Source organism: Chitinophaga vietnamensis (assembly GCF_902167635.1).
Classification (GTDB): Bacteria; Bacteroidota; Bacteroidia; order Chitinophagales; family Chitinophagaceae; genus Chitinophaga; species Chitinophaga vietnamensis.
Map to the genome: position 1 here is coordinate 304,431 of NZ_CABHMS010000005.1, position 21,138 is coordinate 325,568.

At 48.4% G+C, this 21,138-nt stretch carries 19 protein-coding genes and 1 other RNA gene; 11 read left to right on the plus strand and 9 right to left on the minus strand.

Translation table 11 applies throughout. The features are described from left to right. Positions 1 to 30: 30 nt before the first annotated feature. The 3 genes from glpK to ffs form a co-directional block, all read right to left on the minus strand. Positions 31 to 1,524, minus strand: coding sequence for a glycerol kinase GlpK (glpK, locus tag FPG75_RS15465; RefSeq protein ID WP_143307763.1), 1,494 nt, complete (start codon positions 1,522 to 1,524; stop codon positions 31 to 33). 98 nt (positions 1,525 to 1,622) lie between these two features. Beyond that, positions 1,623 to 2,276 (minus strand): fructose-6-phosphate aldolase, encoded by a 654-nt coding sequence (fsa, locus tag FPG75_RS15470; protein WP_143307764.1) that lies wholly within the window; start codon positions 2,274 to 2,276, stop codon positions 1,623 to 1,625. Positions 2,277 to 2,396: 120 nt separating this feature from the next. Further along, positions 2,397 to 2,496, minus strand: an RNA gene (gene ffs / locus FPG75_RS15475) — signal recognition particle sRNA small type. A 195-nt stretch (positions 2,497 to 2,691) separates the two neighbouring features. On the opposite strand from ffs, the gene FPG75_RS15480 reads away from it, so the two are divergent. Both FPG75_RS15480 and FPG75_RS15485 read left to right on the plus strand, forming a co-directional pair. After that, on the plus strand, positions 2,692 to 3,129 hold the full coding sequence (locus tag FPG75_RS15480; RefSeq protein WP_236652803.1) for a DUF5684 domain-containing protein: 438 nt from the start codon (positions 2,692 to 2,694) through the stop codon (positions 3,127 to 3,129). A 19-nt stretch (positions 3,130 to 3,148) separates the two neighbouring features. Beyond that, a complete protein-coding gene (locus FPG75_RS15485) occupies positions 3,149 to 3,568 on the plus strand; it encodes an RDD family protein (RefSeq protein WP_143307765.1) in 420 nt (139 codons plus the stop codon). Positions 3,569 to 3,742: 174 nt separating this feature from the next. Here the strand turns inward: FPG75_RS15485 and FPG75_RS15490 are convergent, their stop codons facing one another. Next, positions 3,743 to 4,471: an RDD family protein gene (locus tag FPG75_RS15490; protein WP_143307766.1), complete on the minus strand. Its 729-nt coding sequence runs from the start codon at positions 4,469 to 4,471 to the stop codon at positions 3,743 to 3,745. Between the two features lie 123 nt (positions 4,472 to 4,594). On the opposite strand from FPG75_RS15490, the gene FPG75_RS15495 reads away from it, so the two are divergent. The 5 genes from FPG75_RS15495 to FPG75_RS15515 are packed head-to-tail and all read left to right on the plus strand — an operon-like array spanning position 4,595 to position 10,070. Then, positions 4,595 to 5,608, plus strand: a complete 1,014-nt coding sequence (locus FPG75_RS15495; protein WP_143307767.1) for a stage II sporulation protein M — start codon at positions 4,595 to 4,597, stop codon at positions 5,606 to 5,608. Continuing rightward, positions 5,589 to 6,461, plus strand: a complete 873-nt coding sequence (locus FPG75_RS15500; RefSeq protein ID WP_143307768.1) for a DUF4129 domain-containing protein — start codon at positions 5,589 to 5,591, stop codon at positions 6,459 to 6,461. Before FPG75_RS15495 ends, FPG75_RS15500 begins: the two co-directional genes overlap by 20 nt. After that, entirely contained in the window at positions 6,458 to 7,714 is a 1,257-nt protein-coding gene (locus tag FPG75_RS15505; RefSeq protein ID WP_143307769.1) for a DUF4350 domain-containing protein, read from the plus strand. The genes FPG75_RS15500 and FPG75_RS15505 overlap by 4 nt, the downstream gene beginning before the upstream one ends. Positions 7,715 to 7,716: 2 nt before the next feature. Next, positions 7,717 to 8,697: an AAA family ATPase gene (locus FPG75_RS15510; RefSeq protein ID WP_143307770.1), complete on the plus strand. Its 981-nt coding sequence runs from the start codon at positions 7,717 to 7,719 to the stop codon at positions 8,695 to 8,697. Positions 8,698 to 8,717: 20 nt separating this feature from the next. Continuing rightward, complete coding sequence (locus tag FPG75_RS15515) at positions 8,718 to 10,070, plus strand: DUF58 domain-containing protein (protein WP_143307771.1); 1,353 nt, start codon at positions 8,718 to 8,720, stop codon at positions 10,068 to 10,070. Here the strand turns inward: FPG75_RS15515 and FPG75_RS15520 are convergent, their stop codons facing one another. The 5 genes from FPG75_RS15520 to gatC form a co-directional block, all read right to left on the minus strand. Continuing rightward, the gene (locus FPG75_RS15520) at positions 10,071 to 10,763 is read right to left on the minus strand and encodes a hypothetical protein (RefSeq protein ID WP_143307772.1); all 693 of its coding nucleotides are present in this window, start codon (positions 10,761 to 10,763) and stop codon (positions 10,071 to 10,073) included. Between the two features lie 13 nt (positions 10,764 to 10,776). Continuing rightward, on the minus strand, positions 10,777 to 11,367 hold the full coding sequence (locus FPG75_RS15525) for a riboflavin synthase (RefSeq protein ID WP_143307773.1): 591 nt from the start codon (positions 11,365 to 11,367) through the stop codon (positions 10,777 to 10,779). Between the two features lie 20 nt (positions 11,368 to 11,387). Beyond that, positions 11,388 to 11,945: a cob(I)yrinic acid a,c-diamide adenosyltransferase gene (locus FPG75_RS15530; RefSeq protein WP_143307774.1), complete on the minus strand. Its 558-nt coding sequence runs from the start codon at positions 11,943 to 11,945 to the stop codon at positions 11,388 to 11,390. A gap of 232 nt (positions 11,946 to 12,177) precedes the next feature. Beyond that, the gene (locus FPG75_RS15535) at positions 12,178 to 12,888 is read right to left on the minus strand and encodes an ABC transporter ATP-binding protein (RefSeq protein ID WP_143307775.1); all 711 of its coding nucleotides are present in this window, start codon (positions 12,886 to 12,888) and stop codon (positions 12,178 to 12,180) included. Between the two features lie 6 nt (positions 12,889 to 12,894). Beyond that, positions 12,895 to 13,185 (minus strand): Asp-tRNA(Asn)/Glu-tRNA(Gln) amidotransferase subunit GatC, encoded by a 291-nt coding sequence (gatC, locus tag FPG75_RS15540; protein ID WP_143307776.1) that lies wholly within the window; start codon positions 13,183 to 13,185, stop codon positions 12,895 to 12,897. A gap of 195 nt (positions 13,186 to 13,380) precedes the next feature. Here gatC and trpS point away from each other — a divergent pair, with 195 nt between their 5' ends. The 4 genes from trpS to FPG75_RS15560 all read left to right on the plus strand — a co-directional run bounded on the left by trpS (position 13,381) and on the right by FPG75_RS15560 (position 21,116). Then, positions 13,381 to 14,385 carry a tryptophan--tRNA ligase gene (trpS, locus tag FPG75_RS15545; protein ID WP_143307777.1) on the plus strand — a complete coding sequence of 335 codons (1,005 nt, stop codon included), beginning with the start codon at positions 13,381 to 13,383 and terminating at the stop codon, positions 14,383 to 14,385. Between the two features lie 51 nt (positions 14,386 to 14,436). Further along, positions 14,437 to 15,072 carry a deoxynucleoside kinase gene (locus FPG75_RS15550; protein ID WP_143307778.1) on the plus strand — a complete coding sequence of 212 codons (636 nt, stop codon included), beginning with the start codon at positions 14,437 to 14,439 and terminating at the stop codon, positions 15,070 to 15,072. Between the two features lie 169 nt (positions 15,073 to 15,241). After that, a complete protein-coding gene (locus FPG75_RS15555; protein ID WP_143307779.1) occupies positions 15,242 to 17,293 on the plus strand; it encodes a ComEA family DNA-binding protein in 2,052 nt (683 codons plus the stop codon). A gap of 472 nt (positions 17,294 to 17,765) precedes the next feature. Next, the gene (locus tag FPG75_RS15560; RefSeq protein ID WP_143307780.1) at positions 17,766 to 21,116 is read left to right on the plus strand and encodes a SusC/RagA family TonB-linked outer membrane protein; all 3,351 of its coding nucleotides are present in this window, start codon (positions 17,766 to 17,768) and stop codon (positions 21,114 to 21,116) included. Positions 21,117 to 21,138: the final 22 nt, after the last annotated feature.

Sequence of the window (21,138 nt, forward strand, 5' to 3'; positions counted from 1 at the left end):
CACATCCGTAAATTCAAAAATCAAAAAATTTTATTCTTCGGTCCAGGCTTGTGCGGCCTTGATAGCGCGTTTCCAGTCGCGACATAGTTTATCGCGCTGTGCCGCTTCCATGGCGGGTTCGAAGCTGGTATCCACTTTCCATTGTTGTTTGATGCTTTCGATGCTGTCCCAGAAGCCAACGGCGAGCCCTGCGAGGTAGGCGGCGCCGAGTGCGGTGGTTTCAGTTACAACGGGCCTTATAACGCGGCCATTGAGGATATCGGCCTGGAACTGCATGAGCATGTTGTTGTTGGTAGCGCCGCCATCTACGCGGAGTTCGGAGATGGTCATGTTGGCGTCGGCCTCCATGGCTTTGAGTACGTCTCTAGTCTGGAAGGCGATGCTGTCGAGTGCGGCGCGTGCGATGTGCGCTGCGCTGGAGCCACGCGTAAGGCCTACCATAGTGCCTCTGGCATATTGGTTCCAGTAGGGAGCGCCCAATCCGGCGAAGGCTGGCACGAGATATACGCCGTCGCTGTCGGCCACGGTAGAAGCGAGTTTTTCCACATCGGCAGAATGGCGGATGATGCCGAGGCCGTCGCGCAGCCACTGTACTACCGCGCCGCCGATGAAGATGCTGCCTTCCAGTGCGTAGCTGGTTTTACCATTGATCTGCCAGGCTACGGTGGTGAGCAGGTTATTTTTGGAGGGGATGGGTTTATCTCCGGTATTCAGCACCATAAAGCATCCAGTGCCATAAGTATTTTTGATCATGCCGGGTTGGGTGCACAGCTGTCCGAAGAGGGCGGCCTGCTGATCGCCGGCGATGCCGGCAACCGGGATGGCATAGGGCGTGATCGTGGCTTCTGTATTGCCATACAGCTCGCTGGATTGTTTCACCTGCGGGAGCATGGATGCAGGGATGTTGAATAAGGACAGGAGGTCATCGTCCCATTTCATATCGTGGATATTGAACAACAAGGTGCGGGAAGCATTGCTCACATCGGTGATGTGTAGCTTGCCGTGGCTGTAGTTCCATACCAGCCAGCTGTCTACCGTACCGAAAGCAAGTTCGCCATTTTCGGCCTGTTGGCGGGCGCCGGGCACATTATCGAGTATCCATTTTATTTTGGTGGCGGAGAAATAGGCATCGATGAGGAGGCCTGTTTTTTCTCTCACCATCTGTTCCTTGCCTTCTTTTTTAAGTTGTGCGCAGTAGTCGGCAGTACGTTTATCCTGCCATACGATGGCGTTGTGTACAGGCTTGCCTGTTTTGCGGTTCCATACGATGGTGGTTTCGCGTTGGTTGGTGATGCCGATGGCGGCGATATCTTCGCCGGTGGCATTGGCTTTGAGGATGGCTTCACCGGCTACGCCGGCCTGGGAGCTCCATATTTCCATGGGGTCGTGTTCTACCCATCCTGCCTGCGGGAAAATTTGTTTAAATTCTTTTTGGGCAACGGCACGGATGCTTCCCTGGTGGTCGAAGATGATGGCGCGCGAACTGGTAGTTCCCTGGTCAAGCGCAAGGATATATTTCCCCATGTGGAATTTATTTGGTGAATGATAGAGATAAATTTACCGAAAAAAAATCCCCGGCGCAATAGCTACACCGGGGATGGGACCATCTAAAAAATATTTACTTACATCTTTTTGGCGTCTTCGAGGAATTTCGCCAGGCCGATGTCTGTTAACGGATGTTTGAGCAGGCCGAGGATAGAATCTAACGGGCAAGTACATACGTTGGCGCCTACTTCTGCACATTTTACGATGTGGAGTGCGTTACGGATGGAAGCCGCGAGGATTTCAGTTTTGAAACCCTGTATGCTGTAGATGTTGGCGATTTGAGCGATCAGCTCCACGCCATCCCAGTTGCTGTCGTCAATACGGCCGATGAATGGTGAAACGTAGGCGGCGCCTGCTTTTGCAGCGAGGATCGCCTGACCTGCGGAGAACACCAGGGTACAGTTGGTTCTGATACCGTTGTCGGTAAACCATTTGATAGCTTTTACGCCGTCTTTGATCATGGGCACTTTCACCACGATGTTCGGGTGAATAGCAGCCAGTTTCTTACCTTCTTCAATGATAGATTTGAAATCGGTGGAGATCACTTCTGCGCTTACGTCGCCATTAACGGCGATTTCGCAAATGTCTTTGTAGTGTTTCAGAATGGCTGCTTCTCCCTTAATACCTTCTTTTGCCATCAGGGATGGGTTGGTGGTAACACCGTCCAGAATACCGAGATCCTGAGCTTCCTGTATTTGCGCCAGATTAGCTGTATCGATAAAGAATTTCATATGATGAAAAATTTTTTGTCAGGAATGTTGCGTCAGCTTAGTGGAGTAGCTGTCATTAGCGGAGGAGGTGAATCGCAACCAGTTAATTATTGACAGCGACTAATGACCTTTTTAAAATAAAAAAGGCAAGTTACTTATATCGCACCGCTACAACCGCCTACCCTTGCTACATTCCTGTCCTGGGGGAGTTCAGCAGGAGCTGGTCGTATAAGACTTGCCGGTTGCAAAGGTAATACAATGCACTGTAAATCCAAATTTTATAAAAGGAATCTCTAAAAAAAATTTGCGATGAGTATTTCTACGCATTCTTTTTATGTTAATACTGCTTGTATTATGTGTACTGGAGAAAATTTATATATTTGTTGGCATACGGCTCAACCTCCGTATCCATATTCATCTTAAACACCTCAAATTTATGGAAACAACTTCTTACGAAAGCAGCTCTGCTGTAGGCGCCGCGTTTGGTGCAGGCTTTATGATCTTCTGGTTACTTTACATGGTTTTTTCAATTATCTGTACTTGGAAAGTTTTTCAAAAAGCCGGTGAAGAAGGATGGAAATGTCTCATCCCTATCTACAACGTGATTATCATGCTCAAAATAGTTGGTAAGCCCTGGTGGTGGTTACTGCTGTTCTGCATTCCTTTCCTTAACATCGTCTTCGGCATCTGGGTGATGAACCTGTTGAGCAAGAGCTTTGGTAAAAGTGAAGGATTCACCGTTGGCCTGATATTTCTTGGCCCTATCTTCCTCGCCATCCTTGCGTTCGACAGAACGATCACCTATAAAGGCCCTGCCGGTAACCCGTCTGCCTCTTTGATAGATGATGTAAGCAACATCGGCAAAGGCATTTAACCACTTATACCCTTTGTCTATGGAACACCATCCTGAAATAAAAACGGACCTTCTGGATGATCTTCATGAAGAGCCCGTATTGGAGCATGCCACCAAAGGGCAGCGCTTCGCGAATTACCTGATCGATTATTTTCTGATCGTGATCTTATGCGCCTGCATGATGATCTTTATGGGTGAATTCTGGGAAAAGAACTCTATACTAACAACGATCATCATCGCCTTTCCATACTATTTTATTATGGAAGTAGCCACCAGAGGGCGTACCCTCGGCAAGTTCATCACCCGCACCCGCGCGGTGAATGAAAACGGTGAAGATATGTCTTTAGGACAAGTATTAGGAAGAACGCTTTCAAGACTGGTGCCTTTCGATAATTTTTCCGGCCTTGGCACCGCGCCATGGCATGATAAATGGAGCGGCACGATTGTGATTAAAGCGTAGTTTGTCTTACTCAGAATTATTTTGATTGAAAGGATTACCAGGATTTTTTTATCAGGATTTTTAAGGATTCGCGAAGATCAAATCGAAAATCCTGATTTAATCTTTATTAATCCCGATAAAAAAATCCTGGTAATCCTTTCAATCAAAATAATCCTGAGTAAGACAAACTACGCTTTAATTATCCTTCGTTGTATAGTAATTATAATCATTCAGTACCGTTTCCAGGAATTGGGTGTGGCTCATATCTGATTGGATGTGTAATACTTCTTTCACGCGGAATGCCACCCTTGCCGCAAGATCTTCGTCTTTGGCTTTGAGTGCGCGGTCGAGCAGGTCTTTCACTTTGTTCATATCCCTGTCGGAGAGTTTCATGATCTGCGGAAAATGAGGCTGGTAGTCGGTATGCGAGAGATCGCGGAAGATGGTTTCTTCAATACTGCCTTTCCGCTTGGTGCTGATCACAATTGTACCGGCCACTACATCACCCACCCGCTGATTATAGGGCGAGCGCGCAATGGAAATGATCGGTATCAGCGCCCAGAAAAACCCCGGCTGCTCTATGATGCGGAACAGCCAACGTACCAGGTGCTGGCTTATAGATGGCTGGTTGCCCATCATACTCACCACTTTCAGGCTCATGGCCATTTTACCAGGCGTTTGCCCGCGCATGATAATTTCCGCCAGCAGAAAATACAATAGTAAAGGAATCCCCAGGAAGATAACAAACAGTATTGCCTTCAATGATCCATTGTCTACCATACCATTGATGACCACAACCACCAACAGCACAAATGCCAAACGCACCGCAAGGTCTATCAGCCATGCCAGGAAGCGCTGGCCCAGGTCTGCCGATTCAAACTCCAGGTCTATATTGAATGAAGTGGGGATTTTTATATTGCTCATAAACAAATTTACATATTGTTTATATATTGTTTAACGATTTAAGTATGTTTGCTCATACTTCCCGCGTAAGTAACCTGTCACTGTAGGTTTTATCTGGATTTTTTAAAAGGGAATTGACTCATTATGAGAGAATCATTGTTTATCAAGAAGAATCTGCCCCGTTGGAAAAAATACCAGGAGGAGCATACTGATAACCCGGATGAGATGGCCGACCGATTCGTATCCTTACTGGATGACTTATCCTACGCCAAAACGTTTTACAGCTTCAGCAAGGTTACACGATATATCAATGGCATTGCTGCGGGCATCTACCAGCTTATCTATCAGAACCGTCGTGAGCAGGTGGGCCGTTTCCAGCTCTTCTTCAAATATGAGCTGCCGCTGCTCTTCCGCAAATATCATCGTTTGTTGTTGTTCACGTTCAGCTTTTTCCTGCTGTGTTGCGTGATGGGCGCCTTCTCCAGCGCACATGACGAAACCTTTGTGAGAGGCGTGCTGGGAGATGAATACATCAATATGACCGAGCGCAACATCGCCAACGGCGATCCTTTTGGCGTATATAAAAGCGGGAACGAAGTAGTGATGTTCCTTTACATCGCGATCAACAATATCTACGTGGCCATGACCTGTTTTATATTCGGCATTTTTTGCTCGGTAGGAACTTTGTATATTTTGTTCAAAAACGGCATTATGCTCGGGGCGTTCCAGTATATTTTCTTCTCACATGGCCTTGGCTGGAAATCCATACTGGTGATATGGATACACGGTACCCTGGAGATATCCAGTATCGTGATCGCAGGCTGCGCCGGCCTGATCATGGGTAACAGCCTGCTCTTTCCCGGCACGCGCAAAAGGATAGACGCACTGAAGAAAGGTGCGAAAGATGGGGTGAAGATCATGGTAACGCTGGTGCCGGTGTTTGTTGTAGCCGCTTTCCTCGAAGGATTTGTAACCCGTCATACAGAAATGCCGGTATGGTTGAGCCTCTTCATTCTGCTGGCATCGCTGACATTTATCATCGGTTATTTTATCATCTACCCCATACGCCTTTACCGCCGCGGCTATCAGCTGTCGCCGGAAGGTAAAGTGCTGATGCCTGTCAATCAAAGCCGCCAACATGAAATCGAAAGTCATTAAAAGCATCTGGCTGCTGCTGATGCTTTGTTTGCCGGCGGCCATATTCGCACAAAACAGGGAACAACAGCAGGTGGCAGATAGTGCAGAAGCCGCCGCGAACAAAGAGATACAGCAATACATCGATTCTGCCAATCTTCATCCAAGACAATTTCAGGTTGATGAAGCGCAGGACACCGTGCCTGCGGATACAGATGCCGTTGCCGGCAATAATCCCAATTATCAATCTGGTAGCGTATTGCCAGCCTATAACAACCGCCCGGTATCGGATATTGTTTTGAGGGAATTGAAAGACGATCCACGTTTGCAATATCATCCGGAAGAGAAAAAGGATACCACGCCGGGGTTCTGGACGATGCTCTTCGCCGGTATCTTCCGCTTCATCGCACAAAATATCTTTTTCTTCCGCTGGATCATCATCTTGCTGATAATAGGGCTCATTGCCTACCTCTTGTATGTTTTCCTGAAACGCAATGGCTTGAGCATCTTCCGCAAACCCGTGCTGATAGATGGTGTAGAAGTGGTGCAGGAAGAGGAATTACATCATCCGGCCGAGTACGAAGAGAAGATAAGGGAAGCGGTGCAATCGGGCAATATTCGTCAGGCTACGCGCTGGTGGTATCTCTACACGCTCTTCCTGCTGGCTGGTCGCGAGCTGATCAAACCGGGCAAAGAAAAAACCAATAACGATTACCTGCGCAGCATGCGTAATACCAGCTACTATAAAGCTTTTGCCATGCTTACGATGGATTATGAATATATCTGGTACGGCGGATTTGAAGTAGGGGAAGATGATTACCGCTTGATCGATCAGCAATTCAGGGATTTTGTAAATCAAATAGGAAAAGCCGCGTGAAGTCGAAATTAGTTTATATCGCCGTAACAATCGGAGCGGTACTGCTCATCCTGCTGGTGATCACCGGCATACGGAGCAATAGCAGTAAAGACCAGACCACCGATATGAAAAATTCGTCTTTCGCCAGCAAAGACAAAAAAGCCGGTGGCGCCTATGCTGCGGTGAAAATGTTGCCTTCATTGTTTGGCAACCGTCCCGTGCAGATATTGACCAAACCGTTCACCCGCTCCTACGACAAGGACGATGAACTGAAACATACCAGCAATGTTTACATCCTGGTGGCCGATGAATTATTCGCCACAGAACAGGATGTGGAAGATATGCTGAGCTATGCCATGAATGGCAATGAGCTATTCATCGCCGTGAACAAGCCTGATCCGGTGCTCGCTAAAAAACTGGACCTGAAAGTAGTAGATGGAGAGAACTTCCAGGATGAGCAGAACAAAGCAGTACAATCTTACTATGATCCCCGTGTTGAGGTCAATGCATATTCCGGCACGCGAGTACCGTTCAATGCATCTTACCGCTATAACGGGATGGTGAGCGGCAGCTACTTCTCCGGCATGGATAGCACATTCACAACGGTGCTCGGCTCCAACTATAAAGGCAAACCTAATTTCGTACGCATTGAATATGGCCGTGGCAGGATATTCCTCTTGCTGAACCCTTATACGTTCACCAATTATTTTGTGTTGCATAACAATAATAATGAAGCGCTGGCGCATCAATTGTCGTACATGGACCAGGTAGCGGCCAATATTTATTGGGATGATTATTATTCCGCGCAGCATTCGGCCCGCAGTGGCGCCTTCACCGAGTGGCAGGTGCTTATGCGCTATCCCGCCATGCGCTGGGCATTGTGGCTGATCGTGTTGCTCATGTTGCTGTATGTGATCTTCGAAAGTAAAAGACGGCAACGCATCATCCCGGATAAACCCGCACTGGCGAATACCTCGCTGGAATTTGTAGATGCGCTCGGGCAATTGTATTATCAACAGCACGATAACTACAACCTCGCGCACAAAATGATATTACACCTGTTGGAGTATATCCGTAACCGTTATTATATCAACACCAATGCGCTGAACGAGCAATTCGTGGAAACCTTGTCCAGAAAGGCTTCCCTGCCAGATAGCGATATCCGCGAACTGCTGGGCATGATCGATCACATTCAGCAGGCAGGTTACGTAAGCGATGAATATCTCCGTGAATTTTATAAACGCATTCAACTTTTTTATTTAAATACGAAATAACAATGGACATCAATACCTTCCAGCCCAGAACTGACTTTTCTGCCTTACATGCCGGTGTAGAGGCGATCAGGGAGCAAATCGGAAAAGTAATTGTAGGACAGCACCAGATGGTAGACCTGCTCATCGCAGGTTTGCTCACACAGGGTCATGTACTGATAGAAGGAGTGCCCGGCGTTGCCAAAACCCTGACAGCCAAGCTGCTGGCCCAGTGCGTGGATGCTAACTTCTCCCGCATCCAGTTCACGCCCGACCTGATGCCCGCCGATGTACTGGGCACCTCCGTATTCAATCCGCAAACCCGTGAATTTGAATATAAAAAAGGGCCCGTGTTCAGCAACCTCGTGCTGATCGATGAGATCAACCGCGCCCCTGCAAAAACACAATCGGCGCTTTTTGAAGTGATGGAAGAAAGACAGATCACCAACGACGGCGTTACCTACTCGCTGGACCGCCCTTTTATGGTGATCGCCACCCAGAACCCTATTGAGCAGGAAGGTACTTACCGCCTGCCGGAAGCGCAGCTGGACCGCTTTCTCTTCAAGATAGAAGTGAAATATCCTGACCTCCAGGAAGAAGTAGCCGTGCTGCAAAGTATCCACCAGCTGAATGGCGTGACCGATCTCGTGCACATGGCCAGCAAAGTGGTGACCGCCACCCAGGTGATCGAATACCAGAACCTCGTGCGCCAGGTACGTATCGACGAAAAGCTGCTGCATTATATCGCGTCTATCATCAACGAAACACGTATGAACGCATCGCTGTATCTCGGCGCCTCGCCACGTGCTTCCATTGCGGTGATGAACTGCGCCAAAGCCATGGCAGCCATGCGCAACCGCGATTTCGTGATCCCGGATGATATCGTGGATATGGTGCCGCATGTGCTCCGCCACCGTATCATGCTCACGCCGGAGCGTGAAATGGAAGGCATCACTACAGATGATGTGATCGCACAGATCATCAAGATGATTGAAGTGCCGAGATAATCTGTATAAAAGCGCATAACATGTCTGCTACCGTAAAAAATAATCTATACCAGATACTCTTCTTCACCAGGCGGCTGTATTTCGCGCTGGGGGCTAATATCCTGCTGTTTATCTGTGCCTATTTTTTTCCGGCGCTGTATAACGTGGCCCTGATCGCCATTGGCGTGCTGCTGTTGCTACTCCTGCTGGATATGGCATTGCTGCTTTTGCGCCCCCGGGATATCATTTCGGTGGAACGCAGGATGAGCCCGCGTTTCAGCAATGGCGATGAAAACGAAGTACTGGTAGTATTACAGAACCATTATCCATTTCCGCTCGAAGTGTCGATGATCGACGAAGTGCCGTTCCAGTTCCAGCTGCGCGATTTCCTGATGGAAGGTCGCGTGGACGCCGGCGCGGAACACATATTCCGTTACGTCCTGCGCCCGGTGGAAAGAGGCACTTACGATTTCGGCTATACGAATATTTTTGTGAAAAGCGCTTTGGGGTTGATCAGCCGCCGCTTCGTTTTCGATAATGAAAAAACAGTGAGCGTATATCCCAGCTTTTTGCAATTGCGTCATTACACGCTGTATTCTTTCATGAACCGCCTCAATGAGCTGGGGGTGCATAAACGCCGTGTAATAGGCCACAGTATGGAGTTTGATCATATCAAGCCTTATACAAAGGGAGATGATGTGCGGATGCTCAACTGGAAAGCTACTGCCCGCACTGGTAACCTGATGGTGAATAATTATGTGGAAGAGAAATCGCAGCAGGTATATTGTGTGATCGATAAAGGCCGCACGATGAAAATGCCTTTCAATGGTATGACCCTGCTGGATTACGCGGTAAACGCTTCGCTGGTGTTCAGCAATGTGGCGTTGAATAAGGGCGATAAGGCCGGACTGATCACCTTCACGGAAAAACAGGTGGAGATGTTGGCGGCTAACAGCAAAAAAGTACAGTTAAATAATATTCTGGAATCCCTGTATTCGCAGCAAACGCAATGGCAGGAGAGCGATTACGAAACGCTGAGCGTACAACTGCGCAGCCGTTTGTCGCAACGTTCTTTGCTGATCCTGTTCACCAATTTCGAATCGATGTCGGGCTTGCAGCGGCAATTGCCCTTCCTGCGGCGCCTGGCGCGTTACCACTTGTTGCTGGTGGTGTTCTTTGAAAATACCGAACTGAAAAAAGTAACGGAAACAACTGCCCGCGATGTAGAGGGCATCTACAAACAAACCATTGCGCAAAAGTTTGCTTACGATAAAAAGCTGATCGTGAAAGAGCTGGCGAAGTATGGTATCATGTCTTTGTTAACGCCCCCTGAAAACCTCACATTGAATGTGGTGAACAAATACCTGGAGCTGAAGGCGCGGATGTTGATCTGATCAATGTCTGCCCCTGCGGCGGCCCGGGCTTACGCTTTCCATAGGCGGGATATCCTTATCTGGCAATTGTTTCACCGGTATCACCGAACGCAGGTACATATTGGGATTAGGCTTGTACCAGGCTTCTACGGTAATCAGCCTGGTGGTATCATTTTTTTCCAACACAAGATTTTGTCCGTTGAGCTGTCCGGCAGAAGTGCTGAAGCGGATCAACGTGGTATCCAGCGGGAATATCTTTCCGCTGTTGAATTTTCCTTCTACATTGAGATAAAAAGGAATTTCGCGTTTGAGGCTGTCGGTATAATGATTGAAGCGGATGCCGATTACGTGCGGCAGGGTGAGTATGGCCTGTAAAGGCTTACCGGCGGCGTTTTCCGGCGTATTCACGGTCAGCAGGATCTGGTAATGCTGCTGTGCCAGTTGCATGCGGTTGAATACGAGAAAACCATTTTGCAAGTTGCCGTTGGAGGTGGAAACGTCTGCCTGTTTCCATTTGTAGTCGCCGTGAAGATAGCCGGTGGTAGCGCGGTGCGAGCTATCGCTGTAGGTGAATATCAGTCCGATGGCGGTGCGGTTATACAGTTCTGTAACGGCGGAAGAATCGTATACCGCTTTAACGGCTACGATGGTCCGCTGCTGGCTGAATGCCAGCAGCGGCGCCAGTGATATGATCAGCAGCAGCTTTCGTTTCAATATCTGAAGTGGTTTAAGACCTTACTGCCAACTGGCGTGCTACGTATTTCCCGAGGATATCAAATTCCAGGTTCACGCTGTCGCCGGGTTGGATGTACTGGATGTTGGTATGTTCGTATGTATACGGGATGATGGCCACGGAAAATTCGCTGTTGGTAACGTCGAAGATGGTGAGGCTGATGCCATTGAGGCAGATGGAGCCTTTTTCTACGAGCAGTCCTGCGAAGGTAGCCGGGTAGCGGAAGCGGAACAGCCAGCTGCCGTCCTGTTCTGCTCTTGAAATGCATTCGCCGGTACTGTCTACATGGCCTTGCACGAGGTGCCCGTCGATGCGGCCATTGAATACCATGGCTCTTTCGAGGTTCACTTGCTGGCCTGGCGTGAGCTGGCCAAGATTACTTTTTTGTAATGTTTCGGCTACGGCTACGGTGTCGAAAGTGTCGTGCCCGATGTTGGTAACGGTAAGGCATACACCGTTGTGGGCCACACTCTGATCCACTTTCAATTCGCCTGCAATGGGCGTCTGTATAGTAATGACCAGGTTACCGCCTTCCTGCCTGGTAGCAATTACTTCTCCTGATGTTTCTATGATTCCTGTGAACATAAAGCGAATTTACGGAAATACTAGTTTACTCTCGGCTTCCAGGGTATTTCTTCCACGCCGAGGTGATGGGAAGTCCAGCGGGCAAGCACAAAGAGATAGTCGCTGAGACGGTTGAGATATTTGATCACCACTGGTTCGATGAACATATCCTGTTCCTGCATACCTACGCAGAGGCGTTCGGTGCGGCGGCATACGCATCTTGCGATGTGGCAGGTGGATACGGCTACGTGGCCGCCCGGCAGTATGAACGATTTCATGGGCGGCAGTTCGGTGTTCATATCATCGATGCTGCGTTCCAGCAGGGTAACATCTTCTTCATGCAGGTCGGGTATCTTCATCTTCGTTTCCTTGTCGGGGTCGCAGGCCAGCGCTGCGCCGATGGTGAAGAGGCGGTCCTGAATTTCTTTCAGCTGCGCTTTTTTCTCCGTGTGGGCGGTATAATCGTTGACGAGACCGATGTAAGAGTTGAGCTCGTCCACGGTGCCATAGGCATCGATACGGAGATCACTCTTCGGCACCTTGGTACCGCCTATGAGCGAGGTTTTGCCGCGGTCGCCTGTTTTGGTATATATTTTCATAGTGATAAAGTTACGAAGAAGTTTCTGGAGAGATGACCTCGCGCTGCGCGCGTTTTTCACGCAGAGCAGCAGAGAAGCAAAGCAGCAAAGGGCGGGCGAGCCCGCAAGTTTTACCCAATAAAAAGAGGGCCTTAAAAGCCCTCTCAATGAAATACTTTCATTTATCTTATGTCGCTCTGCTGCTTTGCGCCTCTGCGTGAAAAGCGCGCGCAGCGCGCAACTATACTTGAAATCAATTCGTTGCTATAACTCTTTTTTCATTGATGCGGTCGGATTCTATTACGCCGTCGCGCAGGCGGATCACGCGCCTGGCATGTTCGGCGATATCTTCTTCGTGGGTAACGAGTACTACGGTATTGCCGGATGCATGTATCTGGCCGAAGATATCCATGATCTCGATAGAAGTTTTGGTATCGAGGTTACCGGTGGGTTCGTCAGCGAGGATGAGCGCGGGGTCATTTACGAGTGCACGGGCGATGGCTACACGCTGGCACTGGCCACCGGAAAGCTCATTGGGCTTATGGTCGAAACGGTCTGCCAGTCTTACTTTTTCGAGCATGGCGCGGGCTTTCTCCTCTCTTTCTTTTTTGCCTACGCCGGCATATATCAGCGGGATGGCCACATTTTCCAGTGCGGTGAGCCTGGGCATCAGGTTAAACTGCTGGAACACAAAACCGATCTCTTTACCGCGAACGGTAGCGAGGGCATTGTCTTCCATCTTGCTCACATCATGGCCGCTGAGGATGTAACGTCCGCTGGTAGGGGAGTCCAGGCATCCGAGGATATTCATCAGGGTCGACTTTCCCGAACCGGAAGGCCCCATCAATGCTACATATTCGTTCTTGAATATATCCAGGGTTACGCCTTTCAGTACAGGAAGTTCATTTTTTCCGAGATAGTAACTCTTGCGGATGTCCTCGAGATGAATAACGGACTTTTGCATGCGGATTTATTTCTTAATGATCTTTGGCACCCTGAAATATTCGTCGTTGGCCGCGGGTGCATTCTGCAAGCCTTCTGCACGGGTAATGGATGGAACCACCTTGTCTTCTCTGAAAACATTATAGTCTTCCGTCAGATGCAGCAAGGGGCTTACATTAGTGGTATCCAGTTCGTTCAGTTTCTCCACAAAAGTGATCATCCGTTGCAGGTCGCCACGGATATCATTTCTCTCTTCTTCGCTGAATTCCAGTCTGGATAAATCTGCCAGCTGTTGCACCAGGGCGTCGTTCACTTCCATATTCAAATTAAATCAAAAGATAATAAAATATAAGTGCTAAAATGATATGACCCCAAAATTAGGGATAAACGGCCAATAAGTATTTGAGGATTTATGGATTTACGGATTTATGGATTTGGGGAATTTGAGGATTGGGAAAGAAATTCCCAAATTCTCAAATTCTCCAATGCACAAATCATTAAATTGCGCCTTGTTATGGCTAAAGAAAAAGAAATTGTGGTGAGCGGCATCCGCCCCACTGGTTATTTACACCTCGGAAACTATTTCGGCGCGATCCGTAATTACGTGCGGATGCAGGAAGAATTTAATTGCTACTTTTTTGTGGCCGACTGGCATTCACTGACTACGCATCCCGATCCGAAAGACTTGCAAGGCAACGTGATGCGCGTATTGGCGGAGAACATTGCCTCTGGCCTCGATCCGGAAAAAGTGTCGCTCTATGTACAAAGTGATATCAAAGAGATTGCAGAGCTCTACCTGCTGATGAATAACCTGGCCTACATGGGCGAACTGGAAAAAGTACCCACCTTCAAAGACAAGGTACGCCAGCAGCCCGATAACGTAAACGCCGGTCTGCTTACCTATCCTGTACTGATGAGCGTGGATATACTCATACAACGTGCCGTGAAAGTACCTGTGGGCAAGGATCAGGGCCAGCACCTCGAAATGGCGCGCAATTTTGCCCAGCGCTTCAACCGCCGCTATGGTCAGCTATTCCCCGAACCGGAAGCCTTCAATTATGGCGATAGCCTCGTGCGCATCGCCAGCCTCGATGGTAACGGTAAAATGAGCAAAAGCGAAAACGAAATGGCCACCATCTACCTCGCGGATGATGATGAAAAGATCAGGAAGAAGATCAGCAAAGCCAAAACCGATAGCGGCAACGGCGAACCCGGCGCGCCTATGCCGGAATCTGTCCAGAACCTCATCGAATTGATGAAACTCGTATCCACTGCGGATGTGGTGAAGTTTTACGAAGATGCATGGACCAACCAGAACATCCGCTTCGGTGATATGAAAAAACAGCTGGGAGAAGATATGGTGAAATTTATTACGCCTATCCGTGAAAAAGCGGCGGCATTGCAGCAAGACAAAGACTTCCTGCGCAAGATCATGAAAGCGGGCGCCGAAAAAGCCAGGGCGAATGCGGCACAAACTTTGCAACAGGCCCAAAAACTTATCGGTATAAATTACTATTGAAAAAGTCGCGACTAGTCGCTATTTTCAATGCTTACTCCTATCCGCGAACGCATGGCAAAACAGAACAAGATCAAACATATCGCTATCGCCGGGAATATCGGCGCCGGCAAAACTACGCTGACAGAAATGCTCAGCAAGCATTACAAGTGGAATCCGCAGTATGAGGATGTGGAACACAATCCTTACCTGAACGACTTTTACGAGGATATGCCGCGTTGGTCTTTCAACCTGCAGATCTACTTCCTGAACGGCCGCCTGAAACAACTGCTCGAAATACAGAACGGCAAAGACACTGTTATACAGGACCGTACGATCTATGAAGATGCCCATATTTTCGCGCCCAACCTCTATGAAATGGGCCTGATGACCAAACGTGATTTCGATAATTATTTCAATTTCTTCGAAACGCTGAAGTCGATGGTGAAACCACCGGACCTGTTGATCTATCTGCAAGCGTCTGTGCCTACACTGGTGGCCCAGATACAGAAGCGGGGCAGGGAATATGAAGAGAATATCCGCCTCGACTACCTGAAACGCCTGAACGAATATTACAACAACTGGATCGAGAAATATAAAGAAGGGCCTTTGCTGGTCATAGATATTGACAAAAATAAGTTCCCTGACAGCGAAGAAGACCTCGGCGAAATCATCTCCCGTATTGACTCACAGCTCTATGGGCTGTTCTGATAAAGAGATCCGGATATGTTGAAGAAAACAGCATATCCGGATTTTTGTTAACATCCAATAAACAATCCCCACCTGCAACGCTATTATTTTTGTATAAGAAGATAGCGTTTTGTTGACCCAATCCACAACCCTGTCTTGAACTTTTATTGTTTGTTAATCTGGAATTCACATGAACAGATGTGTGTTAACGATGCTATGCCTGTGCGGGATACATACCTATGCAATAGCGCAGCAGCAGGAAGAAGAACATATACCTGCCGCCATCACCCAGCAACTGGAAAATGAGGCGGCCAACACCAATGCAAGCTCCGATGACGACGCCCAGTGGCAACAGCTGGATATGCTGGCTGCACACCGGTTGCAACTCAATGATGCCGATGAGGCGGCACTACAATCGTTAGGACTGCTAACGCCTTTGCAAGTCGGTAACCTGCTGGCTTACCGCCGCCTGCTCGGCGACCTGGTGAGTATCTACGAGTTGCAGGCAGTGCCTGGCTTTGAGCCCGAAGTGATACAGCGCATATTGCCGTACGTAAAAGTGGGTAACGACCTGGCCCCGCATTATTCCCTCCGCGATTATTTCAGCAAGGGAGAACGCACGCTGCTGCTACGTTACGGCCGTGTGCTGGAGAAAGCCAAAGGCTATCGACATACCGACAGTACCCTGCCTTTTTACCGCGGCAGCCCGGATAAAGCGTTTATACGTTACCGTTATACATTCGGCAGATATGCCAGCTGGGGTGTAGTGATGAAGAAAGATGCCGGCGAAGCATTTTTTAGGGGCGGGCAGCGCCAGGGATTTGATTTTTACAGCGCGCATATTTTCCTGCGTAATTACAGGAAGATAAGGGCTTTCGCATTGGGTGATTATACGGTGAACCTTGGTCAGGGCCTGATACAATGGCATGCAATGGCCTATAGCAAAGGCGCCGCCGTGATGCAGGTGAAAAGGGAAGGAGATGTGTTGCGGCCTTACACTTCTGCAGGAGAATATTATTTCTTCAGGGGCGCAGCTATTACATTACAGCAGCAGGCATGGCAGCTCACTGCCTTCACTTCTTTCCGCCGCCTGGATGGCAGCATGGCTACAGATTCACTTGATGGCGCACAGGTGAGTGCCATTAACAGCAGTGGTTATCACCGAAGTGAAAAAGAGATAGCGAAAAAAGGTACGCTGCAACAATGGAGTGCAGGCACCAATATCCGCCACAGTGGCCGCCGTTGGCAGATTGGTATCAATGGTATATGGCATCATTTTACACCGCCGCTGCAAGCGGGAAAAGCAGCCTATGACCAATTCGATCCAGGCGGTGATCAGGTGGCTAATGCGAGTATCGACTATAGCGGCAACTGGCGTAACCTGCACCTTTTTGGAGAAGCCGCAGTGGATATGCACGGCAAACCGGCCGTGGTGCAGGGTTTGCTGATGAGCCTGTCGCCATCGCTGGGCCTTGCTGCGTTATACCGCTATTATGATAAGGCCTATCAAAGTATGTATACCAAAGGTTTTGGCGATAGTTACCGTACCGTCAACGAGCAGGGACTGTACACAGGTATTACGCTCAAGGTAAATGCGCGCCTGCAACTGGATGCATTTGGCGACCTGTTTTATTTTCCCTGGATAAAGTACCGCGCCAATGCGCCGAGCCAGGGCTATGAATGGTTGCTGGCTGCTACTTATACGCCCAACAAACGCTATACCTGGGCGCTGCGTTGCAATAGCCGCCGATATGAAGAAAATGTAACAGTTGGCAGGGTGAAAGTATTGACGCCTATAACGCTGACGCATATACGTTTTCAGGGCAGTTATCAACCCGGCCGCGTCTTCCATATACAATCACGGCTGGAATGGAGCTATTACAGCGTTAAGGCGGGCGCTGCGCAGCAGGGATGGTTATTGGCGCAGGACGTGGCCTGGCATGGCCGGCATTTGCCGCTCGGTGTAAATGCCCGGCTGGCGCGCTTCCTGACGGGAGGCTATCAGTCGCGTATATACGCTTTTGAGCACAGCGTGCGCTATGATAACGCGGTATCGCAGCTTTATGGAGATGGTTGGCAGTACTATGTAAATGTAAGTTACAAGCTACGCCGCGGTTTGGTGGCCTGGCTGCGGTGGCATCAAACGATTTATCCTGGTGGCGGCCCTATTGGAACAGGCTGGGATGCGATCCCTGGAGGAAGAAAAACGATGGTCCAATGCCAGTTACAACAGCAGTTTTGAGTGGATGAATGGTGATAGTGGATTAAAAACCGCTTAATTTTATTCTCATAATTTATTGAAATACAGTTAGTTAATAACTAATTGACAACGCTGTTAAAATAATGTTAAGTGTTTTTGATGGTGGAGTTGATTTTTTTTCTAAATTGTGGATGTTCAACCAAAATCTAAATCGAAAATTGTTTATGAAAGAGACGACTTAATCTTTTTCAACCCGTTCTACCCGGGGCTCAATCAATGGAAGAGGATCAGAGCACACAACTCGCACTCGATCTGTATTTTCACAAGTTTCCATTTATTCAGACCTTTTAACTTATTTGTTATTGTGCTCGATTGTCTGTTTTGCAGGCGGTCACTATGGTTTTTGGGGATTATGAGATTAGTTTTAGTCAAACAGTTACAACCTGATCATATATAATTTGCTGTTTATCGGAATTATTTAGTTTTTTCTTTTCAACCAAAATCTGAATCATCTATGAAAAAGATGCTATTCTTTTTCGTTGTGTTCTTCACCGCATTGAACATGACTTATGCCCAGCAACGCTCCGTTGCGGGCAAGATAACCGGAGCAGATGGTGCTCCAGTTCCTTATGCCACCATTCAAATCAAAGGCACTACGAAAGGCACTACTGCCGATGCCAGTGGTAATTTCAAATTGAACATTGACGGCGAGGAGGCTGTACTTGTAATCAGAAGCGTAGGCTTCAATAACAAAGAAGTGACAGCAACAGCCGGTGGTACGTTCAATGTAGTATTGCAGTCGGACCAGAAGAGCCTGGAAGAAGTGGTGGTAACGGCTTTAGGTATTAAAAGAGAGAAGAAATCTCTCGGTTATTCTGTACAGGAAGTGAAAGGCGACCAGTTGATGAATAACAAGGATAACGTTGTTTCTGCCTTGTCTGGTAAGGTTTCCGGCGTGCAGGTGACTAACTCCACAGGTTTGCCTGGTTCTTCTGCCAACATCGTGATCCGTGGTAATCAGTCCATCACCGGCTCCAACCAGCCACTGTTCGTGATCGACGGTATTCCTATCGATAACAGTGTAAACTCTACAGAAAGCAACCTGCAAGGTGTGCAGAACTCTAACCGCGCTATTGACCTGAACCCGGACGATATCGCTACCATGTCTGTCCTGAAAGGCCCTGCTGCCACTGCATTGTACGGTATCGGCGCCTCCAACGGTGCGATCGTTATCACCACTAAAAAAGGCGCTAACACCGGCGGTAAGATCAATGTGATCGTGAACTCCGCAGTAACCTGGAGCAAGGTGAACAAGCTGCCTGAATTTCAGGACACTTATGCACAAGGTACCGGTGGCAAATACAGAGGGCCGGATATTGGCACTTCAAGGTCTTGGGGACCTAATGTAAAAGACCTCACTTATTATAACAATACTTCTGATCCCAACGATCCGCTTAATCCGGGTAACTATCTCTGGAGCTATCTTGGTGCACTCACTTATAAGAATGATGTGACTGATCCTTCACTACCAGGCAGTACAACAATTGTTGGCCATAAAGATCCACATGGTACTGGCGCACCTGTACGCATATACGATATCAAGGATTTCTTTGTAACGGGTATGACGTACGATAACTCTGTATCTTTCTTTGGCGGCACTGACAAAGGTTCTTACCGTGTGTCTTTCTCCAACCAACAGAACAATGGTGTGGTACCACACAGTGAATTCCGCAAAACCACTTTCAGATTGAGCGCGGATTCCAAACTCACGGATAAATTGAACTCCAACGCTACAATTGCGTATATCAATTCCGGAGGTACCCGTATCCCGCAAGGTGGCGGCCTTTCCGGTATTGGCCTGGGTCTGTACCGTACCCCTATCACCTTTGATAATAAAAATGGCGCAACTGATCCTTCCGATCCAAAAGCCTACATTCTGCCTGATGGCGCCGGCTCTCAGCGTGCATTTACTGGGGTGAATGGTGATGGATCGCACACGCCTGTATTTGATAATCCTTACTGGGTAATCAATAAAGAACAGTTTAAAGATGATGTAAACCGTGTAATGGGATCTGGTACTATCAGCTACGATCCGCTCAGCTGGTTGAACCTCTCTTACCGTATCGGTGGCGACGTTTACTCAGACAGACGAAAACAACCTTACCCGATCTATTCCGCCAACCTGCCTGCCGGTCAGCTGTATGAAGATCAATACCTGAACAGGATCATCAACTCCGACCTCTTCGTTACATTCAAGAAACAGTTCCGCGACTGGGATTTTGCCTTGATGTATGACAACAACCTTTACAGCTATTACAATGAACATATCAACCCGGTTGGTAGCAACCTGACCTTCCAGAACTTCGATAATCTTTCCAATGCTGTAAATATCCAGGCTACAGAGGGTGTGTTCAAACGCAGAAGAGCTTCCAATATAGGCGACTTGCGTGTAGCATATAAAGACCAACTGTTCCTGCATGCCAGCGGACGTCAGGATAAAAGCTCTACACTGCCTCCCGGAAATAATATTTTCTTCTATCCTGCCGTGGATCTGGGCTGGGTATTCACAGAGCTGAATGGCCTGAAAAGCAGTAAGGCACTGACTTTCGGTAAACTGCGCGTATCATATGCAGAAGTAGGTAATGATGCGCCCATCTACTACCTGTATCCTAACTTCGTATCTTCTTTCTTTATAGATGGTTTCACTAACGGTATCACCTTCCCGTTCCAGACTGCCAACGGTAACGTGGGCGGCTTTATGGCAAACGGTACCAGCAGCGCTGCCGGCTCCCGTTTGAACAATCCGAACCTGAAACCTGAAAGGATCAAACAATTTGAAACCGGTATCGAACTGCGTTTCTTCGGAGATCGTTTAGGCGCTGACGTTACTTACTACCGCAAAAAAGCCATCGATGAAATCCTGGCAGTACCCACTACTGCATCTACCGGTTATGGCGCTGTGGTGCTGAACGCAGGTAATATTACCAACAATGGTGTGGAAGTACAGTTAAATGGTACGCCAATAAAAACCCGCGACTTCCGCTGGGATATCAATATCAACTGGTCACGCAACCGCAGCCTTGTTGGTGATCTCTATCCTGGAGTAGATCAGATAGGATTGGGCGGTTATACCGGTGCAGTTGCCAGTGCGATGAAAGGCCAACCTTTTGGCGCCATCTTCGGTAACAAATACCTGCGCGATTCCAAGGGCAACCTCGTGATCGAAGATCGCGCTGACCAGGGGGCTGGCGCATACGGTTTCCCGATACCCGATCTATCCAAAAGTGTTTCTCTCGGCGATCCAAACCCCGACTGGCTCGCAGGTATCGCAAATACCTTTACCTACAAGGGTTTCAGCCTCTATGCCCTGCTGGATATCAAACACGGTGGCATGATGTGGAACGGTACCCGTGGGGCACTCGTTACTTACGGACGTGCTAAAGAAACTGAAAACAGAGGTACTACCACTGTATTCCAGGGAGTAGCTGGTCACCTCGACGATAACGGCAACCTCGTTACTTCCGGTAAGACCAATGATGTGAAAGCTGTATTGGGCCAGGCATGGTATACTGGTAATGGTGGTGGCTTCGGGCCTGTTGGCGAACCATTCATGGAAAACTCCGGTTTCGTAAGGCTCCGTGAAGTAAACCTCAGTTACAAGTTCAATCCAAGACTGCTCGGCGGTACAAAAGTGATCAAAGGGCTGGAATTAGGATTTGTTGCCAGGAACCTCTGGCTCCATACTAAATACACTGGTGTAGATCCTGATGGAAGCCTCACCGGTGCTGGTAATGCGCAGGGCCTCGATTATTTCATGTCGCCCGGTACAAAAAGCTATGCCGTTCAACTGAAATTATCTCTTTGATCCGACCAGGTAGTTTATTAAA